13 protein-coding genes, 2 tRNA genes and 3 rRNA genes are annotated in these 16,388 nt (G+C 57.8%); 9 read left to right on the top strand and 9 right to left on the bottom strand.

The genetic code is table 11. From position 1 onward, the window contains the following. Positions 1 to 6: 6 nt before the first annotated feature. The gene (locus V3H56_RS18525) at positions 7 to 597 is read right to left on the bottom strand and encodes a 2-hydroxychromene-2-carboxylate isomerase (RefSeq protein WP_042729238.1); all 591 of its coding nucleotides are present in this window, start codon (positions 595 to 597) and stop codon (positions 7 to 9) included. 33 nt (positions 598 to 630) lie between these two features. Continuing rightward, positions 631 to 1,359, bottom strand: a complete 729-nt coding sequence (locus V3H56_RS18520; protein ID WP_042729239.1) for an SDR family oxidoreductase — start codon at positions 1,357 to 1,359, stop codon at positions 631 to 633. An 89-nt stretch (positions 1,360 to 1,448) separates the two neighbouring features. Here V3H56_RS18520 and V3H56_RS18515 point away from each other — a divergent pair, with 89 nt between their 5' ends. Continuing rightward, the gene (locus V3H56_RS18515) at positions 1,449 to 2,012 is read left to right on the top strand and encodes a TetR/AcrR family transcriptional regulator (protein ID WP_042729240.1); all 564 of its coding nucleotides are present in this window, start codon (positions 1,449 to 1,451) and stop codon (positions 2,010 to 2,012) included. A 5-nt stretch (positions 2,013 to 2,017) separates the two neighbouring features. Here the strand turns inward: V3H56_RS18515 and V3H56_RS18510 are convergent, their stop codons facing one another. Both V3H56_RS18510 and rhtA read right to left on the bottom strand, forming a co-directional pair. Further along, a complete protein-coding gene (locus tag V3H56_RS18510) occupies positions 2,018 to 2,299 on the bottom strand; it encodes a hypothetical protein (RefSeq protein WP_042729241.1) in 282 nt (93 codons plus the stop codon). A 167-nt stretch (positions 2,300 to 2,466) separates the two neighbouring features. Continuing rightward, positions 2,467 to 3,354, bottom strand: a complete 888-nt coding sequence (gene rhtA / locus V3H56_RS18505; protein ID WP_042729242.1) for a threonine/homoserine exporter RhtA — start codon at positions 3,352 to 3,354, stop codon at positions 2,467 to 2,469. A 681-nt stretch (positions 3,355 to 4,035) separates the two neighbouring features. Between rhtA and V3H56_RS18500 the strand changes: the two genes are divergently transcribed. The 5 genes from V3H56_RS18500 (at position 4,036) to rrf (ending at position 9,269) form a co-directional block, all read left to right on the top strand. Further along, positions 4,036 to 5,572 (top strand): 16S ribosomal RNA (locus V3H56_RS18500). Positions 5,573 to 5,695: 123 nt separating this feature from the next. After that, positions 5,696 to 5,772, top strand: a tRNA-Ile gene (locus V3H56_RS18495). A 30-nt stretch (positions 5,773 to 5,802) separates the two neighbouring features. Next, a tRNA-Ala gene (locus tag V3H56_RS18490) sits at positions 5,803 to 5,878 on the top strand. A 246-nt stretch (positions 5,879 to 6,124) separates the two neighbouring features. Then, positions 6,125 to 9,016, top strand: a 23S ribosomal RNA gene (locus tag V3H56_RS18485). Between the two features lie 137 nt (positions 9,017 to 9,153). Further along, positions 9,154 to 9,269 (top strand): 5S ribosomal RNA (rrf, locus tag V3H56_RS18480). The 16S, 23S and 5S rRNA genes sit together here with 2 tRNA genes alongside, the layout of an rRNA operon. Before the next feature lie 117 nt (positions 9,270 to 9,386). Here the strand turns inward: rrf and V3H56_RS18475 are convergent. After that, the gene (locus tag V3H56_RS18475; protein WP_338473736.1) at positions 9,387 to 9,788 is read right to left on the bottom strand and encodes a lysozyme inhibitor LprI family protein; all 402 of its coding nucleotides are present in this window, start codon (positions 9,786 to 9,788) and stop codon (positions 9,387 to 9,389) included. A gap of 143 nt (positions 9,789 to 9,931) precedes the next feature. On the opposite strand from V3H56_RS18475, the gene V3H56_RS18470 reads away from it, so the two are divergent. After that, positions 9,932 to 10,390 carry an SRPBCC family protein gene (locus V3H56_RS18470; protein ID WP_047737822.1) on the top strand — a complete coding sequence of 153 codons (459 nt, stop codon included), beginning with the start codon at positions 9,932 to 9,934 and terminating at the stop codon, positions 10,388 to 10,390. A gap of 486 nt (positions 10,391 to 10,876) precedes the next feature. Here the strand turns inward: V3H56_RS18470 and V3H56_RS18465 are convergent, their stop codons facing one another. Then, positions 10,877 to 11,821, bottom strand: a complete 945-nt coding sequence (locus V3H56_RS18465) for an AraC family transcriptional regulator (RefSeq protein ID WP_053151636.1) — start codon at positions 11,819 to 11,821, stop codon at positions 10,877 to 10,879. 202 nt (positions 11,822 to 12,023) lie between these two features. Here V3H56_RS18465 and V3H56_RS18460 point away from each other — a divergent pair, with 202 nt between their 5' ends. Next, positions 12,024 to 12,761, top strand: a complete 738-nt coding sequence (locus tag V3H56_RS18460; protein ID WP_042732162.1) for an SDR family oxidoreductase — start codon at positions 12,024 to 12,026, stop codon at positions 12,759 to 12,761. Between the two features lie 46 nt (positions 12,762 to 12,807). On the opposite strand, the gene inhA is transcribed toward V3H56_RS18460, so the two are convergent. Then, a complete protein-coding gene (gene inhA, locus V3H56_RS18455; RefSeq protein WP_042732161.1) occupies positions 12,808 to 13,497 on the bottom strand; it encodes an isonitrile hydratase in 690 nt (229 codons plus the stop codon). 99 nt (positions 13,498 to 13,596) lie between these two features. On the opposite strand from inhA, the gene V3H56_RS18450 reads away from it, so the two are divergent. Then, positions 13,597 to 14,589, top strand: a complete 993-nt coding sequence (locus V3H56_RS18450) for a GlxA family transcriptional regulator (RefSeq protein ID WP_212802855.1) — start codon at positions 13,597 to 13,599, stop codon at positions 14,587 to 14,589. Here the strand turns inward: V3H56_RS18450 and V3H56_RS18445 are convergent. Together V3H56_RS18445 and V3H56_RS18440 are read right to left on the bottom strand one after the other, a co-directional pair. Beyond that, positions 14,558 to 15,460, bottom strand: coding sequence for an alpha/beta hydrolase (locus tag V3H56_RS18445; protein ID WP_042732159.1), 903 nt, complete (start codon positions 15,458 to 15,460; stop codon positions 14,558 to 14,560). The genes V3H56_RS18450 and V3H56_RS18445 overlap by 32 nt on opposite strands. Before the next feature lie 28 nt (positions 15,461 to 15,488). Next, positions 15,489 to 15,866 (bottom strand): hypothetical protein, encoded by a 378-nt coding sequence (locus V3H56_RS18440; protein WP_042732158.1) that lies wholly within the window; start codon positions 15,864 to 15,866, stop codon positions 15,489 to 15,491. Between the last annotated feature and the right edge of the window lie 522 nt (positions 15,867 to 16,388).

The raw sequence follows: 16,388 nt of genomic DNA, 5'->3' as shown, positions 1-16,388 counted from the left end.
GCAGGATCAGGCCAGGGCTTCACGGACGAAGTCCAGCCGATCCTGGCCGAAGTAGAGCTCGTCGTCGACAAACATGCTTGGGGCGCCAAACACGCCCCGTTCAATGGCGGCTTCGGTGGCCGTCTTGAGCGCCTGCTTGACCTGATCGTTGGCGGTCAGGGCCAGCACGTACTCAGGATCGAAACCGCCTTCTTCCAACACCGCCGCCACCGTCGCCTGGTCGTTTAGGTTGCGCGCCTCCACCCACAAGGCGCGGAACAGGCAATCGAGGAAGGCTTCGAAGCGCTCGGGCCGGTGCAATTGCATGCCGGTGACGGCGCGCATCAGCAGCAACGTATTGATCGGGAAGTAGGGGTTGAGCCTGAAGGGGACGCCGTAACGGTCGGCGAAGCGTTTCAAATCCTTGAACAGGTAAGGGCCCTTGGCCGGTATGGTCACCGGGGACGCGTTGCCAGTGGCCTTGAACACCCCACCCAATAGCATCGGGCGATAGATCAACTGGCTACCGGTCTCTGCACACAGCGTTGGCAGTTGGGTATAGGCCAGGTACGTGGTCGGGCTGCCGAGATCGAAGTAGAACTCCACCGATTTGCTCATGGCGCTGCTCTCTTGTTATTTGTACGGGAGGGTTTACCAGCGTTCGTTCCAGGGGCGAAGGTCCAGTTCGAAGGTCCAGGCGTCACGGGGTTGGCTGTGCAAATACCAATAGTTGTCGGCAATGTGCTCGGGGTCCAGGATGCCGTCCTGATCCTTGGTCGCGTATTTCTCCGGAAAGTTATCGCGAATGAAGTCGGTGTCGATGGCACCGTCCACCACCACATGGGCCACATGGATGTTCATCGGACCCAGCTCACGCGCCATGCTCTGGGCCAGCGCCCGAATGCCATGCTTGGCCCCGGCGAACGCGGCAAACCCTGAAGCGCCGCGCAGCCCTGCCGTTGCGCCGGTGAACAGAATCGTTCCGCGCTGACGCGTGACCATACGCTTGGCCACTTCCCGTGCATTGAGGAAGCCTGAAAAGCAGGCCATTTCCCAGATCTTAAAGTACTTGCGGGCGGTCTCTTCGAGGATGCTGCAAGGGACGTTGGCGCCGATGTTGAACACGAAGGCTTCGATCGGGCCGATCTGCTGCTCGATCTGTTCGACCAGCGCGATGACATCGTCTTCTTTGCGTGCATCACAGGCGAAGCCATGGGCTTCACCGCCCAGGGCGCGGATCCCTTCCACCAACGGTTCGAGCTTGTCGGCGCTGCGGCGGGTGACGCAGGCGATAAAACCTTCCTGCGCGAAACGCCGGGCAATCGCTCCACCCGTTGCATCGCCCGCGCCCACGACCAGTACGACCTTGTTGTTATTCATGATTAGCCTCATTGGTAAACGATCGTTAGCTAAACGGACGTTATGCTAAGATCCGGCAAGCGTCAAGACAGGCAATCAGGGGCAGGACCATGCGTTATTCAGCCAATCACAAGATGGAAACCCGAGAGAAGCTGCTCGCCAGCAGCGCCGCGTCCGCCAAGACATTGGGGTTCTCCACGGTGGGGGTCGATGGCCTGATGAAAGCGATCGGCTTGAGCGGCGGGGCGTTCTACAGCCACTTCTCATCCAAGGATGAGCTTTTCAAGGCCATCGTCGAGCGTGAGCTGGCCCAGAGCCTGGATCGCCTGAGTGGCGAAGGGGCCATGGACCAGGCGAAGCTGGCGCGCTGTCTCAAGCAGTACCTGAGCATGAGCCACGTCGAACAACCCGAGGTGGGCTGTGCGTTACCCGTGCTGGGCGCCGAGATTGCGCGATCGGATGAGCAGGTGAGAGACGTGGCGCAAACGTGGGTTTGTCGCTTGCATGAAAGCTGGGCGCGGGTGTTGGGCAGTGAAGCCCTGGCCTGGGCCATCCTGTCCCAATGCGTGGGGGCGATGGTTGTTGCGCGGATGATGGCTGCACCTGAGGTCCAGCAGGAGGTCCTCGAGTCCAGCCGTGCCGAAATTACTCTTCGGCTGGCCGGGCTCGACTGACGTGCTTACTTGCAGATCACGATCATGCTACGGCTGGTGTAGCCGGCGGGGTTGAGCCCGAAGGGATAGTCACCGGGTTCTTCCACGGCATCACCCGACTTGGCAATGACCTTGTAGCCCTTGGGGGCACAGGAATTGGCAGCACTGGCAGCGCATTGATCCCAGGAAGAGGAAAGGCCGGAGCAATTGATATGCAGGCCTTTTTTACCGCGCTTGACTTCGGTTTTCGTCGTCGCCGCGCAGCCAGCAACGGCCAATACGGCGATCAGTATCAAAATTCGTTTCATTCCCGTCCTTAACACCGTCGTGGGTCTTATGCCTGCGTACGGTTGCGTTCGCTTGCGCTTGAAGCGTTCATGACGTCCTGTATGAAAAATCCATGTCTGACATTGGGTTACGGACCTAAACATGGCCTAAATGCGCGGCAAATGCCAGACCTTCGTTAAATCCTGCTTCAATCCGCCGCGACGGCTGGCGTTGCCTTGCTGTCCATGGTCAGTGTTGCGCCGACCGACGCCAGAATGATGCAGGCAATGGCGGACCATTGTGCCAAGGACAAGAACTCCTGGAGAAAAAGGAAACCGGACATGGCTGCGATCGCGGGTTCAATGCTCATCAGGGTGCCGAAGGTACGCGCCGGCATGCGGGTCATTGCGACCATCTCGAGGGTGTAGGGTAGGGCGGTGGACAGTACGGCCACACCGATGGCGACGGGGATCAGGCTCGGTGTCAGCAATGCAGCGCCCGCATGGACGATGCCGATCGGCGCGACGAACAGAGCGGCGATCACCACACCGAGTGCGGCGGTTTGCACGCCATGGTCGGCACCGGCCTTCTGGCCGAACAGAATGTACAGCGCCCAGCAGACGCCCGCGCCCAATGCGTAACCGGCACCAACCAGGTCGATGCCGGCGCTGGAGGCGCCTGTAGGTATCAACAGCAGCAGGCCGATCACTGCCAGGGCAATCCAGAGGAAGTCGATTGCCCGGCGCGACGCGTAGATCGCCACGGCCAGGGGGCCGGTGAACTCCAGCGCCACGGCGATTCCCAGGGGAACCGTACGCACCGACATATAAAACAGAAAATTCATGCCGCCCAGTGCCATCCCGTAGACGATCACCGTGCGCAGGGACTGCACGGTGAGCTTGGCGCGCCAGGGGCGCAGCAATATAAGCATGATGATGCTGGCGAAGATGAGGCGCAGTGTCGTGGTTCCTTGTGCACCCACGATCGGGAACATGCTTTTGGCCAGGGAGGCGCCGGACTGGATGGAGGCCATGGCTACTAATAGAAGGGCAACCGGGAACAAGGTGGTTACCAGGCTGCGAGAAGGGGGAGTCATTACTAACGGTCGTCCAGAGATAAAGGCAGGAAGGCAGATTTGAGCAGTATATTGCGCATTCGAAAGCCTTCCGTCTATATACGGACGTGAATTTAGAAGAACGGCTTGCGTGTTGATAGAAAAGTTAAATTAAGTGTTGACGGCAGATTCCAGACGTCTATAATTCGCCCCACTTCCGGCGCAGTCGAAACGAAAAACTCCTTGATTTTCAATGAGCTAAGCGATTTTAGGCAGTGCAGGGCTTCAGTTCATCGAAGTCCGGAAGCCGTGGATAAGGCGCTGTAGTTTGGCTTTATCAACGGTTCGATCCTCTCGATCGAAAGCGGTGAAAAAGAGGTGTTGACAGCAGCGAACAACGCTGTAGAATTCGCCTCCCGCTAACGAGAGATCGAAAGCGCAAGTGGTTGAAGTTGTTAGTGTTTCCCACGGGAAACTTTGAAAAACTTCTTAAATAACCGCTTGACAGCAACACCAGGCGCTGTAGAATGCGCGCCTCGGTTGAGACGAAAGAATCAGCCACCGCTCTTTAACAACTGAATCAAGCAATTCGTGTGGGTGCTTGTGGAGTCAGACTGCTAGTCAACAGATTATCAGCATCACAAGTTACTCCGCGAGAAATCAAAGATGTAACCAACGATTGCTGAGCCAAGTTTAGGGTTTTCTCAAAACCCAAAGATGTTTGAACTGAAGAGTTTGATCATGGCTCAGATTGAACGCTGGCGGCAGGCCTAACACATGCAAGTCGAGCGGTAGAGAGGTGCTTGCACCTCTTGAGAGCGGCGGACGGGTGAGTAATGCCTAGGAATCTGCCTGGTAGTGGGGGATAACGTTCGGAAACGAACGCTAATACCGCATACGTCCTACGGGAGAAAGCAGGGGACCTTCGGGCCTTGCGCTATCAGATGAGCCTAGGTCGGATTAGCTAGTTGGTGAGGTAATGGCTCACCAAGGCAACGATCCGTAACTGGTCTGAGAGGATGATCAGTCACACTGGAACTGAGACACGGTCCAGACTCCTACGGGAGGCAGCAGTGGGGAATATTGGACAATGGGCGAAAGCCTGATCCAGCCATGCCGCGTGTGTGAAGAAGGTCTTCGGATTGTAAAGCACTTTAAGTTGGGAGGAAGGGTTGTAGATTAATACTCTGCAATTTTGACGTTACCGACAGAATAAGCACCGGCTAACTCTGTGCCAGCAGCCGCGGTAATACAGAGGGTGCAAGCGTTAATCGGAATTACTGGGCGTAAAGCGCGCGTAGGTGGTTCGTTAAGTTGGATGTGAAAGCCCCGGGCTCAACCTGGGAACTGCATTCAAAACTGTCGAGCTAGAGTATGGTAGAGGGTGGTGGAATTTCCTGTGTAGCGGTGAAATGCGTAGATATAGGAAGGAACACCAGTGGCGAAGGCGACCACCTGGACTGATACTGACACTGAGGTGCGAAAGCGTGGGGAGCAAACAGGATTAGATACCCTGGTAGTCCACGCCGTAAACGATGTCAACTAGCCGTTGGGAGCCTTGAGCTCTTAGTGGCGCAGCTAACGCATTAAGTTGACCGCCTGGGGAGTACGGCCGCAAGGTTAAAACTCAAATGAATTGACGGGGGCCCGCACAAGCGGTGGAGCATGTGGTTTAATTCGAAGCAACGCGAAGAACCTTACCAGGCCTTGACATCCAATGAACTTTCCAGAGATGGTTTGGTGCCTTCGGGAGCATTGAGACAGGTGCTGCATGGCTGTCGTCAGCTCGTGTCGTGAGATGTTGGGTTAAGTCCCGTAACGAGCGCAACCCTTGTCCTTAGTTACCAGCACGTTATGGTGGGCACTCTAAGGAGACTGCCGGTGACAAACCGGAGGAAGGTGGGGATGACGTCAAGTCATCATGGCCCTTACGGCCTGGGCTACACACGTGCTACAATGGTCGGTACAGAGGGTTGCCAAGCCGCGAGGTGGAGCTAATCCCATAAAACCGATCGTAGTCCGGATCGCAGTCTGCAACTCGACTGCGTGAAGTCGGAATCGCTAGTAATCGCGAATCAGAATGTCGCGGTGAATACGTTCCCGGGCCTTGTACACACCGCCCGTCACACCATGGGAGTGGGTTGCACCAGAAGTAGCTAGTCTAACCTTCGGGGGGACGGTTACCACGGTGTGATTCATGACTGGGGTGAAGTCGTAACAAGGTAGCCGTAGGGGAACCTGCGGCTGGATCACCTCCTTAATCGACGACAGCAGCGGCTCCATGAGCTCCCACACGAATTGCTTGATTCATTGAAGAAGACGATTAGAAGCAGCTTTAAGCTCCAAGCTGATAGCGCACGCTAACAGTTACAAGCTCGAAATTGGGTCTGTAGCTCAGTTGGTTAGAGCGCACCCCTGATAAGGGTGAGGTCGGCAGTTCGAATCTGCCCAGACCCACCAATTTTGTGTGGGAAACGCCTGTAGAAATACGGGGCCATAGCTCAGCTGGGAGAGCGCCTGCCTTGCACGCAGGAGGTCAGCGGTTCGATCCCGCTTGGCTCCACCACTACTGCTTCTGAAACTGAAAGCTTAGAAATGAGCATTCCATCGACGTGATGGTGAATGTTGATTTCTGGTCTTTTGACTGGATCGTTCTTTAAAAATTTGGGTATGTGATAGAAAGATAGACTGAACGTTACTTTCACTGGTAACGGATCAGGCTAAGGTAAAATTTGTGAGCGTTCTTAATTGAGCATGCAAATTTTCGGCGAATGTCGTCTTCACAGTATAACCAGATTGCTTGGGGTTATATGGTCAAGTGAAGAAGCGCATACGGTGGATGCCTTGGCAGTCAGAGGCGATGAAAGACGTGGTAGCCTGCGAAAAGCTTCGGGGAGTCGGCAAACAGACTGTGATCCGGAGATGTCTGAATGGGGGAACCCAGCCATCATAAGATGGTTATCTTGCACTGAATACATAGGTGCAAGAGGCGAACCAGGGGAACTGAAACATCTAAGTACCCTGAGGAAAAGAAATCAACCGAGATTCCCTTAGTAGTGGCGAGCGAACGGGGACTAGCCCTTAAGCTTCTTTGATTTTAGCGGAACGCTCTGGAAAGTGCGGCCATAGTGGGTGATAGCCCTGTACGCGAAAGGATCTTAGAAGTGAAATCGAGTAGGACGGAGCACGAGAAACTTTGTCTGAATATGGGGGGACCATCCTCCAAGGCTAAATACTACTGACTGACCGATAGTGAACTAGTACCGTGAGGGAAAGGCGAAAAGAACCCCGGAGAGGGGAGTGAAATAGATCCTGAAACCGTATGCGTACAAGCAGTGGGAGCAGACTTCGTTCTGTGACTGCGTACCTTTTGTATAATGGGTCAGCGACTTATTTTCAGTGGCGAGCTTAACCGAATAGGGGAGGCGTAGCGAAAGCGAGTCTTAATAGGGCGTCTAGTCGCTGGGAATAGACCCGAAACCGGGCGATCTATCCATGGGCAGGTTGAAGGTTAGGTAACACTGACTGGAGGACCGAACCGACTACCGTTGAAAAGTTAGCGGATGACCTGTGGATCGGAGTGAAAGGCTAATCAAGCTCGGAGATAGCTGGTTCTCCTCGAAAGCTATTTAGGTAGCGCCTCATGTATCACTGTAGGGGGTAGAGCACTGTTTCGGCTAGGGGGTCATCCCGACTTACCAAACCGATGCAAACTCCGAATACCTACAAGTGCCGAGCATGGGAGACACACGGCGGGTGCTAACGTCCGTCGTGAAAAGGGAAACAACCCAGACCGTCAGCTAAGGTCCCAAAGTTATGGTTAAGTGGGAAACGATGTGGGAAGGCTTAGACAGCTAGGAGGTTGGCTTAGAAGCAGCCACCCTTTAAAGAAAGCGTAATAGCTCACTAGTCGAGTCGGCCTGCGCGGAAGATGTAACGGGGCTCAAACCATACACCGAAGCTACGGGTATCACGTAAGTGATGCGGTAGAGGAGCGTTCTGTAAGCCTGTGAAGGTGAGTTGAGAAGCTTGCTGGAGGTATCAGAAGTGCGAATGCTGACATGAGTAACGACAATGGGTGTGAAAAACACCCACGCCGAAAGACCAAGGTTTCCTGCGCAACGTTAATCGACGCAGGGTTAGTCGGTCCCTAAGGCGAGGCTGAAAAGCGTAGTCGATGGAAAACAGGTTAATATTCCTGTACTTCTGGTTATTGCGATGGAGGGACGGAGAAGGCTAGGCCAGCTTGGCGTTGGTTGTCCAAGTTTAAGGTGGTAGGCTGAAATCTTAGGTAAATCCGGGGTTTCAAGGCCGAGAGCTGATGACGAGTTACCCTTTGGGTGACGAAGTGGTTGATGCCATGCTTCCAAGAAAAGCTTCTAAGCTTCAGGTAACCAGGAACCGTACCCCAAACCGACACAGGTGGTTGGGTAGAGAATACCAAGGCGCTTGAGAGAACTCGGGTGAAGGAACTAGGCAAAATGGCACCGTAACTTCGGGAGAAGGTGCGCCGGTGAGGGTGAAGCACTTGCTGCGTAAGCCCACGCCGGTCGAAGATACCAGGCCGCTGCGACTGTTTATTAAAAACACAGCACTCTGCAAACACGAAAGTGGACGTATAGGGTGTGACGCCTGCCCGGTGCCGGAAGGTTAATTGATGGGGTTAGCTAACGCGAAGCTCTTGATCGAAGCCCCGGTAAACGGCGGCCGTAACTATAACGGTCCTAAGGTAGCGAAATTCCTTGTCGGGTAAGTTCCGACCTGCACGAATGGCGTAACGATGGCGGCGCTGTCTCCACCCGAGACTCAGTGAAATTGAAATCGCTGTGAAGATGCAGTGTATCCGCGGCTAGACGGAAAGACCCCGTGAACCTTTACTATAGCTTTGCACTGGACTTTGAATTTGCTTGTGTAGGATAGGTGGGAGGCTTTGAAGCGTGGACGCCAGTCTGCGTGGAGCCATCCTTGAAATACCACCCTGGCAACTTTGAGGTTCTAACTCAGGTCCGTTATCCGGATCGAGGACAGTGTATGGTGGGTAGTTTGACTGGGGCGGTCTCCTCCTAAAGAGTAACGGAGGAGTACGAAGGTGCGCTCAGACCGGTCGGAAATCGGTCGTAGAGTATAAAGGCAAAAGCGCGCTTGACTGCGAGACAGACACGTCGAGCAGGTACGAAAGTAGGTCTTAGTGATCCGGTGGTTCTGTATGGAAGGGCCATCGCTCAACGGATAAAAGGTACTCCGGGGATAACAGGCTGATACCGCCCAAGAGTTCATATCGACGGCGGTGTTTGGCACCTCGATGTCGGCTCATCACATCCTGGGGCTGAAGCCGGTCCCAAGGGTATGGCTGTTCGCCATTTAAAGTGGTACGCGAGCTGGGTTTAGAACGTCGTGAGACAGTTCGGTCCCTATCTGCCGTGGACGTTTGAGATTTGAGAGGGGCTGCTCCTAGTACGAGAGGACCGGAGTGGACGAACCTCTGGTGTTCCGGTTGTCACGCCAGTGGCATTGCCGGGTAGCTATGTTCGGAAAAGATAACCGCTGAAAGCATCTAAGCGGGAAACTTGCCTCAAGATGAGATCTCACTGGAGCCTTGAGCTCCCTGAAGGGCCGTCGAAGACTACGACGTTGATAGGCAGGGTGTGTAAGCGCTGTGAGGCGTTGAGCTAACCTGTACTAATTGCCCGTGAGGCTTGACCATATAACACCCAAGCAATTTGCGCTTAGAAAGCCAGATTGCGGTGTGGTGAAGACGAAACGAACCGAAAGTTTGCGGCTCACACCTGATCACATACCCGATTTGCTGGAACGCTGAAAAGCGCGCTGGCTCAAGAATTTCTTGACGACCATAGAGCATTGGAACCACCTGATCCCATCCCGAACTCAGCAGTGAAACGATGCATCGCCGATGGTAGTGTGGGGTTTCCCCATGTGAGAGTAGGTCATCGTCAAGATTAAATTCCGAAACCCCAATTGCGAAAGCAGTTGGGGTTTTGTTTTTGCGCTGAAAAAAGTCAGCCCCAAAAAAGGATGACCTGTAGAAGAGGCCATCCTTTTTGTTGGCAGGGCGCTTAAGCCTCGGGCACTGGACAGCTCAAGTCGCCTTCCTTGCAGTTGAGGTAGGCCTTGAATGCTTCAACCCGTGTCTTGGTCTGCGTGGTCATGCAGGTACTGTAGATCAGTGGATAAACGCTGCCGCCTTCGACCCCGGAGGTGGAGAAGTCGCATTCGGCGTCACGGAAAGCGATCCAGGCGCGCTGTGCCTTGACCAGCATCTGCTTGGCCTCGGGATTGTCCTTCAGGCGTCCCGTGATCTGCTTGTAAAGGTCATTCAGCTCTTTGTCGGCCGCCTTGTACTCTTGGGCCGAGCATTGGTTCATATCGCCTTGAGTCATGGCAGCGGCGCAGTCGTCGGCTTGGGCAGGGCTGATGAAAAGCAGAGGTGTCAGGGCCAGAAGCAGGCGTGGGGACATACCGGGTCTCTCCTTGAGGGATGAAAAATGGCTGGGGAAGTTTACATCGGTCAGGGGCACCGGGCTGGAAACAACGACCTGATACAACTTTCCGGTTGGCCTTGTGGTCTTACAAGCCTACTGTTGAACACAGGAGGTGACCCATGCATTCATCCGATCGCATTGAAAGAAAGATCCTGCTCAAGGTCCCGCGGGCTCAAGTCTGGCGAGCCTTGGCCAATGCCGAAGCTTTTGGGCAGTGGTTCGGTGTCGCGCTTGAGGGGAAGCGGTTCGTGGCGGGTGAGCGTACCCAGGGGCAAATCACTTATCCAGGTTACCAACACCTCATCTGGGACGTGGCGGTGGAGCGGGTGGAGCCCGAGCGGGTGTTCTCGTTTCGTTGGCATCCCTACGCTATCGAGCCCGACGTGGATTACTCCCAGGAGCCCGAGACACGGGTGCAATTCGAACTCGAAGACATGAACGGCGGCACCTTGCTGAAGGTGGTGGAGTCCGGCTTCAACGCCATTCCCGAGGCGCGTCGGCTCAAGGCTTTTCGTATGGACAGCCGTGGCTGGGACGAGCAAATGGCCAATATCGAGGCGTTCCTGAGCAAGTCCTGAGCTGGCTTGGCTGTCATACCTGAGCATATGCAAGGTTTTGGAGGGTACCGGTATAGCGAATGTCTTACACGCAATAGTAGCTATGTCGTCTATTGCACTTTGGATCCGAAGCGTAATCTGGCCCCATCCACTGATGCACAGGATGTGCTCAGGATCAGGGACGATCGACCTTGCAAGGATAGCTATCGACAGGGAGTCGTAATGGTCTTGGAAAAACCCGCTTCGGCGGGTTTTTTTTTCGTCCATCAAAAAGTCAGAAAGAGCGGTATAGCGAATTGCTTACACGCCGCTGCTGCTTTCTCGTCTTTTTTCGAATCACCGGTGGGCCTAATCTGTGTCCATCCACTGAGTACAGGGAGTGCTTGGGGTCATGGATGATGGGACCAGGCAAGGAATGCCAGACAGGAAGTCAAATTGGTCCTCAAAAAACCCGCTTCGGCGGGTTTTTTTTCGCCTGTGGAAAAATGCCGATCCGTCGGCCTGGCTTCAAGCGCTGTCGACCTGCAACGCCTGGGCCCGCAGCCGGGCAATGTCCTTGCTCGGAGAAGCACCGAACAGGCGGCTGTACTCCCGGCTGAACTGCGACGGGCTCTCATACCCCATCTTGTAGCCAATTGACGAGACGTCGCTGTTATCTGCCAGCAGCAATCGCCGGGCCTCCTGCAAGCGCAGCTGCTTCTGGTATTGCAGCGGGCTCATGGCTGTTACGGCTTTGAAGCGGTGATGCAATGCCGAAGGGCTGAGGTTGATCATTTGCGCGAGGCTGTCGATGCTCAACGGTTCGGCGTAATGGGTGTTGAGCCATTCGATGGCGCGGCTGATGCGGTGGGTCTGGGTATCGGGGATGGCAATTTCTTGTAGGCGCTGGCCTTGGGTGCCACGCAGCAGCCGGTAGAAAATCTCCTGCTGGGCCAGGGGCGCCAGAGTGGCGATATCGTCCGGGCTGTCCAGCAGCCGCAACAGACGCAATACGGCGTCGAGCAAGGGCGAGTCGATGCGGTCGAGGAACAGGCCGCGCCCGGTTTTCGGAGGCGGTACGCCGATAGCACTGGCGTCGGCAATCAGGCGACAGATCTGCGCCGGGTCGATGTCGAGGCGAACGCACAAGTAAGGGCGCTCAGGAGAGGCTTCGACCACTTGGCCGGCCAGTGGTAGGGTGACGGAGACCACCAGGTAATTGAGCGGGTCATACACGTAGCGTTCGTCCGCCAGGCGCACCTCCTTGCGGCCCTCGACGATCACGCACAAGCCCGGCTTGTGCACCACGTGCAAGGCATCGGTGGGCTGGTCGCAGCGAACAATGTTCAAGGTGTCGATGGCGGTGGCGTAGACACCGTCTTGCGGAGCGAAGCGCTTCATCAACTCCGCCAGTTCAGCGCGGCGCTGGTTGACGCCATCGTCTGGCGCACTGTGCATGGGCGATACCGACATGCTGATCAATCTCCCTGACCCGATGAGTGAACTGCGCTAGTAAAACCGATTGCGCGGCGGGCGGCCAGGGGTGGTGTGATCGCTACAGGATCGTGCAAGTGCACAGGAGGATTCGGCTAACCCCAACCCTTGTCGGTTCCCTAATCTGGATTTGTCAGAGCGCTCCTACCGGGAGCCAACACACCCAGACGAGGAAACCATCATGTCCGATATTCAAAACAAAGTAGTGGTGATCACCGGTGCCAGCAGCGGGATTGGTGAAGCCGCCGCACGACTGTTGGCCGCCCGTGGCGCCCGTGTGGTGCTTGGCGCCCGGCGTATCGACCGCTTGCAGGCGTTGGTGCAGGAACTCGAAGCCGCCGACCAGCAAGCCGCTTGCAAGACCGTGGACGTGACCCGCCGTGAAGAGGTCCAGGACCTGATCGATTTCGCCGTCGAACGTTTCGGCACGGTTGACGTGATCATCAACAACGCTGGCGTCATGCCGCTCTCCAAGCTCGAAGCACTGAAAGTCGAGGAGTGGGATCGCATGATCGACGTCAACATTCGCGGCGTACTCCACGGCATCGCCGCCGGCTTGCCGCTGATGCAGCGTCAGCGCAGTGGCCAGTTCATCAACATCGCTTCGATTGGTGCCTACGCGGTCAGCCCGACCGCCGCTGTTTACTGCGCCACCAAGTACGCGGTGCGGGCGATTTCCGAAGGCTTGCGCCAGGAAGTGGGCGGCGATGTGCGGGTGACGGTGATTTCTCCCGGCGTAACGGAGTCGGAACTGGCCGAGAGCATTTCCGATGAAGGGGGGCGCGCGGAGATGCGCGAATTCCGGCGGATTGCCATCCCCGCCGAAGCCATCGCGCGGGCGATTGCCTATGCTATCGAGCAACCGGCGGATGTGGACGTCAGCGAGTTGATCGTGCGGCCTACCGCCAGCCCTTACTGAGCGTGGCCTTCGGTGGCGAGCGGACTGCTCCGCTCGCCACCGGTCACTAGGCGGTGATGGACAATCGTGCGGCGGCGCGTTGGGTAATCTGCGAGCGTACCCGGAACGATTCCGCCGTACGCCGGTGCGCTTCCTCCAGGATTGACACCGGTGCGGTCTCGGGGCTGCCGGCATCGAACGGCGGCGCCGGAGCGTATTCCAATTGCAACTGGACCAACTCGGCCGTGGGCTGGTCGAACAGCTCGGCTGCCAGGGTCAACGCGAAGTCGATGCCCGCCGTGATGCCACCGCCGGTGATCAGGTTGCCGTCACGCACCACGCGCTCCTTGACCGGGGTCGCACCCAGGGTTTGCAGCAAGCTGTGATAGGCCCAGTGGGTGGTGGCTCGTTTCCCTTGCAGCAAGCCAGCGGCACCGAGCACCAGCGAACCGGTGCACACCGAGGTGATGTACCGCGCATGGCTAGCCTGTTGCCTGATGAAGTCCAGGACCTGCTCATCCTCCATTAATGCCCCGACACCGGTGCCACCCGGGACGCAGATCGCGTCGAGCCTCGGGCAGTCTTGGAATGTGGTCGTTGGCAGCAGCACCAGGCCGGTGCTGGAGGTGACTGGCGCCAAGTCTTTCCAGATCAGGTGCACTTTCACGTCCGGCAGCGAGGCCAGCACGTCATACGGTCCGGTCAGGTCCAACTGCTGGACTTGGGGAAACAGCAGTAAACCGATGTGCAGCGTCATGATGCTTTTCTCCTTGAGTAATGCCCGGGGGCTGGACGATTTCACTTTAGGCCCTTAGGCTCTGGCGAATACGCCAATAACCCCACGAATCACGCCAATATGCCCAACACCCCTAAATCCGTTCATGTCCTGGCCTTCGCCAACGTGCAAGTGCTCGATGTCACCGGGCCGTTGCAGGTGTTCGCATCGGCCAATGACCTGGCTCGCCAGCAAGGCCTGCCGTTGCCTTATGCGCCGACGGTGGTCGCCGCAGGCGGCGGAGCGGTGATGTCTTCTGCCGGGTTGGCGCTGATGGCCGAACCGCTGCCGACCGAGCGCAGCGACACGCTGCTGATTGCCGGTGGCTGGGGCGTGTACGAGGCGGCGAAGGATCCGGCGCTGGTGGCTTGGGTCAAGGATCACGGCACGCGTTCGCGGCGGGTGGCGTCCGTGTGCACAGGCGCGTTCCTGCTGGCCGCCAGCGGATGGCTGGACGGGCGGCGCGTGGTCACCCACTGGACCCGCTGCGAACAGTTGGCCGAACAGCACCCGCAACTCAAAGTCGAACCCAACCCGATCTTCATCAACGATGGCCCGGTCTGGACCTCGGCGGGTGTCACGGCCGGTATCGACCTGGCCCTGGCCCTGGTTGAGGATGACCTGGGGCGCGCCGTGGCCCTGGAGGTCGCCCGGCATCTGGTGGTGTTCCTCAAGCGGCCGGGCGGGCAGTCGCAGTTCAGCGTGACCCTGTCACTGCAGAAAAACGGCGGCCGGTTTGATGAACTGCATGCCTGGATCGCCGAGCATCTGACCTGTGACCTGGGCTTGCCGAGCCTGGCCGCCGAGGTGGGCATGAGCGAGCGCAGTTTCGTGCGTCACTACCGCGCCGACACCGGCCAGACCCCGGCGCGGGCCGTCGAATTGATTCGTGTGGAAACCGCGCGCCGCCTGCTCGCCGATACTGTGGTGCCGATCAAGCGGGTGGCGATGCAGTGCGGCTTTGGCAGCGAAGAAACCCTGCGCCGCAGCTTCCTGCGGGCCATGGGGGTGACGCCCCAGGCGTATCGCGAGCGGTTTTCGGTCAGCCTTCAAGCAGATCCAGCAATGCCTTGAGCGTGGCTTCGGGTGCTTCCTGGGGGATGTTGTGGCCCACGCCGGCCAGCACCCGCCGTTCATAAGCACCGCTGAAATGTGCCGCGTCCTCATCTTGTTCAGGGGCGGGGCCCACGCCGTCGTCGGCGCCGCAGAGGGAAATGCTCGGCACGCTGATTAACGGTTGTGCCGCGAGCCGTTCCTCCATCCATTCCAGGGTCGGGTCCCCCGGCGCATACATGAAGCGATGGCGGTAGGAATGAATCACCACCTCGACGAAGTCCGGGTTGTCGAACGACGGGGCGCTGAGGGGATAGCATTGCGCGCCCCGGGCCCAGGTGGGTGACCACAGGCGCCAGAGCAATTCGCACAACTCACGGCGATTTTTCGTCAGCCCTTCGACGCCCCGTGCGGTGTGGAAATAATACTGGTACCACAGGCGATATTCGGTTTCCGGGGCCAGCGGTTGCGTCGAGTGGGGGATGTCCTGCAGGTTGTAGCCATCGCCGGTCACCAGGCCGCGCACGCGCTCCGGCCACAACGCGGCGACGATGCACGCCGCCCGGCCGCCCCAGTCATAACCGCACAACGTCGCCTGGCCGATGCCCAGCACGTCCATCAGGTCCAGCAGGTCCTGGGCCAGCGCCGCCTGTTGGCCGGAACGCATGATCGCCGGGTTGTTGAACCGGGTCGGGCCATAGCCGCGCAGGTAGGGCACGAGGACTCGATAGCCGCGCTGGGCCAACGCCGGGGCGACGTCATCGAAGGCCCTGGGGTCGTAGGGGAAGCCGTGCAGCAGGATCACTGGCTCGCCGCTGGCCGGCCCGTGTTCCTCGTAGGCGATGCGCAGCAGCGGTGTCACCGCGTAGCTGACGGTTGGCGCTAGGTTCATATCGGTCTCCGGCAGCGCCTGGCGGTGCTCAGGCGGGTTCCTGGTTCACGTATTTGGTCCGATCCGGCGTGAATGTCACGATCATGTTCGTGCTGGAGCACGTCAGCGTACGCTCCTGGGACAAGTCGATGTCCAGGTCTTCGCCCCGCAGGCCTTGCCATTGGGCGAGGTACTTGAGGCAGCCGAATTTTTCGTTCTTCTTCAGGCTGCGGCTCACGCCGCCTTTCCAACCCAGCACCGGCAACTCGCCGGCCAGGCAGCGTTGGGCCAGCTCGGGAAACCGCGTCGCGCGCTCGCGACCGATTTCCCAGCATTTGATCAGCCCCCGGTCCTGGCCTTCCCAGAGGTCTTCGCGAGTCAGGCCTGTTCGGGGCGCAGTGGTGATGGGGCGTTGTATACGGGACATGTCGGATCCTTGAGTCGGGTTGTCGGGCAGCTCCGCTGCACCCATGGGTGCATCGATCTTAGGAGGGGTTTGGGGGGCTCGCAACCTAGTCGCAGATAAAGGGACCCGCACAACCGAGGTACTGCACCTGTGGCGAGGGCGCTTGTTCCCGCTCAGGTTGCGCAGCGCCCCCAGGCATCTTGCGCCTGCTGCGCAGTCGAGCGGGAGCAAGCTCCCTCGCCACGGGTGGGTGTCCTACAAAAAATTGGGTGGAAAGGAATTTTCTGACGAGTCGTGGCGGTTGTCGGTTAGGAAACACCGGGGATAGGCTTTGATGGTCGCTGCAAAATCAGCGACCGGGTTTGGTCGCCCGGGTTTAGAATGGCGCACGATGCCGCGTGAGCGGTTGTCTGCTTTATGGCTGACTGTGCGTGGGAGGGCTTTGGGCCCTGCCGGGTTTCCATTCCCTGGTCGACCAACCTGCGTACAGTTCGCCACCCTCTGCTTGGTCGCGGAATGGCGAACTCCACCGTTGAATGGAGA

The organism is Pseudomonas sp. MS646 (assembly GCF_036693845.1).
GTDB lineage: Bacteria > Pseudomonadota > Gammaproteobacteria > Pseudomonadales > Pseudomonadaceae > Aquipseudomonas > Aquipseudomonas chlororaphis_E.
This window is presented reverse-complemented; position numbering and strand designations above follow the sequence as displayed.

Coding starts and splice junctions, on each gene's coding strand:
- V3H56_RS18525 (WP_042729238.1), bottom strand. CDS start 597: ATGAGCAAATCGGTGGAGTTCTACTTCGATCTCGGCAGCCCGACCACG.
- V3H56_RS18520 (WP_042729239.1), bottom strand. CDS start 1,359: ATGAATAACAACAAGGTCGTACTGGTCGTGGGCGCGGGCGATGCAACG.
- V3H56_RS18515 (WP_042729240.1), top strand. CDS start 1,449: ATGCGTTATTCAGCCAATCACAAGATGGAAACCCGAGAGAAGCTGCTC.
- V3H56_RS18510 (WP_042729241.1), bottom strand. CDS start 2,299: ATGAAACGAATTTTGATACTGATCGCCGTATTGGCCGTTGCTGGCTGC.
- rhtA (WP_042729242.1), bottom strand. CDS start 3,354: ATGACTCCCCCTTCTCGCAGCCTGGTAACCACCTTGTTCCCGGTTGCC.
- V3H56_RS18475 (WP_338473736.1), bottom strand. CDS start 9,788: ATGTCCCCACGCCTGCTTCTGGCCCTGACACCTCTGCTTTTCATCAGC.
- V3H56_RS18470 (WP_047737822.1), top strand. CDS start 9,932: ATGCATTCATCCGATCGCATTGAAAGAAAGATCCTGCTCAAGGTCCCG.
- V3H56_RS18465 (WP_053151636.1), bottom strand. CDS start 11,821: ATGTCGGTATCGCCCATGCACAGTGCGCCAGACGATGGCGTCAACCAG.
- V3H56_RS18460 (WP_042732162.1), top strand. CDS start 12,024: ATGTCCGATATTCAAAACAAAGTAGTGGTGATCACCGGTGCCAGCAGC.
- inhA (WP_042732161.1), bottom strand. CDS start 13,497: ATGACGCTGCACATCGGTTTACTGCTGTTTCCCCAAGTCCAGCAGTTG.
- V3H56_RS18450 (WP_212802855.1), top strand. CDS start 13,597: ATGCCCAACACCCCTAAATCCGTTCATGTCCTGGCCTTCGCCAACGTG.
- V3H56_RS18445 (WP_042732159.1), bottom strand. CDS start 15,460: ATGAACCTAGCGCCAACCGTCAGCTACGCGGTGACACCGCTGCTGCGC.
- V3H56_RS18440 (WP_042732158.1), bottom strand. CDS start 15,866: ATGTCCCGTATACAACGCCCCATCACCACTGCGCCCCGAACAGGCCTG.